Source organism: Burkholderia sp. MSMB1835 (assembly GCF_001526365.1).
Taxonomy (GTDB): domain Bacteria; phylum Pseudomonadota; class Gammaproteobacteria; order Burkholderiales; family Burkholderiaceae; genus Burkholderia.
On the sequence record NZ_LOYP01000062.1, the window covers coordinates 1 to 3760 of the forward strand.

Annotated in this window: 2 protein-coding genes; both read left to right on the top strand. The window is 65.0% G+C overall.

Annotated elements, in window-relative coordinates:
* On the top strand, window positions 1-414 hold a 414-nt coding region (locus tag WS96_RS31540), incomplete at its 5' end, for an HlyD family secretion protein (RefSeq protein ID WP_179949999.1).
* Between the two features lie 15 nt (window positions 415-429).
* Window positions 430-3630, top strand: coding sequence for an efflux RND transporter permease BpeB (gene bpeB, locus WS96_RS31545; RefSeq protein WP_059837883.1), 3201 nt, complete (start codon window positions 430-432; stop codon window positions 3628-3630).
* Window positions 3631-3760: the final 130 nt, after the last annotated feature.

The following is a 3760-nucleotide window of genomic DNA, read 5'->3' on the forward strand; positions in this document are numbered from 1 at the left end:
GGGATGTTCGTGCGTGCACGGATCGAGGAAGGCGTGAACGAGAACGCGTTCCTGGTGCCGCAGATCGGCGTCACGCACGACCAGAAGGGCCAGGCGATCGCGATGGTGGTGAACGCCAGCAACAAGGTCGAGCCGCGTCCGTTGAAGACCACCGGCATGCAAGGGCAGAACTGGATCGTCGAAGGCGGTCTGCAGGCGGGCGATCACGTGATCGTGCAAGGCGTCGACAAGGTGCGCCCGGGCGCGACCGTGAAGACGGTCCCCGCGCAGCTCGCTCCGGCGGCCGATGCCGCCTCGGGTGCTGCTGCCCCCGCCGCGCCGGCCGCCGCCGGGTCCGGCGCCGCTGCCGCTTCCGGTGCCGCCGCATCGGGCGCCGCGCCGGCGAGTGCTGCCGCTGCATCGAGCGCGCAATAACAGGGAGCCTGTTTCATGGCAAAGTTTTTTATCGATCGCCCGATCTTCGCGTGGGTGATCGCCATCATCCTGATGCTGGCCGGGGTTGCGGCGATCTTCACGCTGCCGATCTCGCAGTATCCGACGATCGCGCCGCCATCGATCCAGATCACCGCGAACTACCCGGGCGCTTCCGCGAAGACGGTGGAAGACACGGTGACGCAGGTGATCGAGCAGCAGATGAGCGGTCTCGACAACTTCCTGTACATGTCGTCGACGAGTGACGACTCGGGCAACGCGACGATCACGCTGACCTTCGCGCCGGGCACCAACGCCGACATCGCGCAGGTCCAGGTGCAGAACAAGCTGTCGCTCGCGACGCCGGTTCTGCCGCAGGTCGTGCAGCAGCTCGGTCTGTCGGTCACGAAGTCGAGCAGCAGCTTCCTGCTGGTGCTCGCCTTCAACTCCGAAGACGGCAGCATGAACAAGTACGACCTCGCGAACTTCGTGGCGTCGCACGTGAAGGATCCGATCAGCCGGCTGAACGGCGTCGGTACCGTCACGCTGTTCGGCTCGCAGTACGCGATGCGGATCTGGCTCGACCCGAACCGCCTGACCAACTACGGCCTCACGCCGGTCGACGTCAGCTCCGCGATCACCGCGCAGAACGTGCAGATCGCGGGCGGCCAGATCGGCGGCACGCCGGCCACGCCGGGCACCGTGCTGCAGGCGACGATCACCGAATCGACGCTGCTGCAGACGCCCGAACAGTTCGGCAACATCCTGCTGAAGGTCAACCAGGACGGCTCCCAGGTTCGCCTGAAGGACGTCGCGCAGATCGGCCTCGGCGGCGAAAACTACAACTTCGACACGAAGTACAACGGTCAGCCGACCGCGGCACTCGGTATCCAGCTCGCGACCAACGCGAACGCGCTCGCGACCGCGAAGGCCGTGCGCGCGAAGATCGACGAGCTCGCACCGTTCTTCCCGCACGGCCTCGTCGTGAAGTACCCGTACGACACGACGCCGTTCGTGAAGCTGTCGATCGAGGAAGTGGTCAAGACGCTGCTCGAAGGTATCGTGCTCGTGTTCCTCGTGATGTATCTGTTCCTGCAGAACCTGCGGGCGACGATCATCCCGACGATCGCGGTGCCGGTCGTGCTGCTCGGCACGTTCGCGATCATGTCGATGGTCGGCTTTTCGATCAACACGCTGTCGATGTTCGGCCTCGTGCTCGCGATCGGCCTGCTGGTCGACGATGCGATCGTGGTGGTCGAGAACGTCGAGCGCGTGATGGCCGAGGAAGGGCTGTCGCCGAAGGAGGCGACCCGCAAGGCGATGGGCCAGATCACCGGCGCACTCGTCGGCGTGGCGCTCGTGCTGTCGGCGGTGTTCGTGCCGGTGGCATTCTCCGGCGGCTCGGTCGGCGCGATCTATCGTCAGTTCTCGCTGACGATCGTGTCGGCGATGGTGCTGTCGGTGCTGGTCGCGTTGATTCTGACGCCGGCACTGTGCGCGACGATCCTCAAGCCGATCCCGCAGGGCCATCACGAAGAGAAGAAGGGCTTCTTCGGCTGGTTCAACCGCACGTTCAACAACAGCCGCGACAAGTACCACGTCGGCGTGCACCACGTGATCAAGCGCTCGGGCCGCTGGCTCATCATCTATCTGGTCGTGATCGTCGCGGTCGGGCTGCTGTTCGTGCGCCTGCCGAAGTCGTTCCTGCCCGATGAAGACCAGGGCCTGATGTTCGTGATCGTGCAGACGCCGTCGGGCTCGACGCAGGAAACGACCGCGAAGACGCTCGCGAACATTTCCGACTACCTGCTGAAGGACGAGAAGGACATCGTCGAATCGGCGTTCACGGTCAACGGCTTCAGCTTCGCGGGCCGCGGCCAGAACTCGGGTCTCGTGTTCGTGCGCCTGAAGGACTACTCGCAGCGTCAGCATGCGAACCAGAAGGTGCAGGCGCTGATCGGCCGGATGTTCGGGCGCTACGGGAGCTACAAGGACGCGCTCGTGATTCCGTTCAACCCGCCGTCGATTCCGGAACTCGGCACCGCCGCCGGCTTCGACTTCGAGCTGACGGACAACGCCGGTCTCGGCCACGACGCGCTGATGGCCGCACGTAACCAGTTGCTCGGGATGGCGTCGAAGGATCCGACGCTGCAGGGTGTCCGTCCGAACGGCCTGAACGATACGCCGCAGTACAAGGTCAACATCGACCGCGAGAAGGCGAATGCGCTGGGCGTGACGGCGGACGCGATCGACCAGACGTTCTCGATCGCGTGGGCGTCGAAGTACGTGAACAACTTCCTCGACACCGACGGCCGGATCAAGAAGGTGTACGTGCAGGCCGACGCGCCGTTCCGGATGACGCCGGAAGACATGAACATCTGGTACGTGCGCAACGGGTCGGGCGGGATGGTGCCGTTCAGCGCGTTCGCGACCGGTCACTGGACGTACGGTTCGCCGAAGCTCGAGCGCTACAACGGCGTGTCGGCGATGGAAATCCAGGGTCAGGCCGCACCGGGCAAGTCGACCGGCCAGGCGATGGCCGCGATGGAAACGCTCGCGAAGAAACTGCCGGTCGGTATCGGCTATTCGTGGACGGGCCTGTCGTTCCAGGAAATCCAGTCCGGCTCGCAGGCGCCGATCCTGTACGCGATCTCGATCCTCGTCGTGTTCCTGTGTCTCGCGGCGCTGTATGAAAGCTGGTCGATCCCGTTCTCGGTGATCATGGTCGTGCCGCTCGGCGTGATCGGTGCGCTGCTCGCGGCCACGATGCGCGGCCTCGAGAACGACGTGTTCTTCCAGGTGGGCCTGCTGACGACCGTGGGCTTGTCCGCGAAGAACGCGATCCTGATCGTGGAGTTCGCGCGCGAACTGCAGCTGACGGAGAAGATGGGGCCGATCGAGGCCGCGCTGGAAGCGGCGCGCCTGCGGCTGCGTCCGATCCTGATGACGTCGCTCGCGTTCATTCTCGGCGTGATGCCGCTCGCGATCAGCAACGGCGCGGGCTCGGCGAGCCAGCACGCGATCGGTACGGGCGTGATCGGCGGGATGATCACGGCGACGTTCCTCGCGATCTTCATGATCCCGATGTTCTTCGTGAAGATCCGTGCGATCTTCAGCGGCGAGAAGGAAGACGTCGACGAGGCGCTGCGCCTGGCTCAGGAGCACTCGCACCACGAAGAGAAGCCGGGCAACGGCGACGAAGGCAACAAGGGACAGTGATGATGCAAAAACACGCTTTGACTGCAATCGCAGTCGCGCTCCTTGCCACGGGCTGCACGATGGCGCCGCATTACAAGCGGCCCGACGCGCCCGTCGCGCAGGCGTACCCGGCCGGCGGCGTCTACGCGAC

Coding starts and splice junctions, on each gene's coding strand:
- bpeB (WP_059837883.1), top strand. CDS start 430: ATGGCAAAGTTTTTTATCGATCGCCCGATCTTCGCGTGGGTGATCGCC.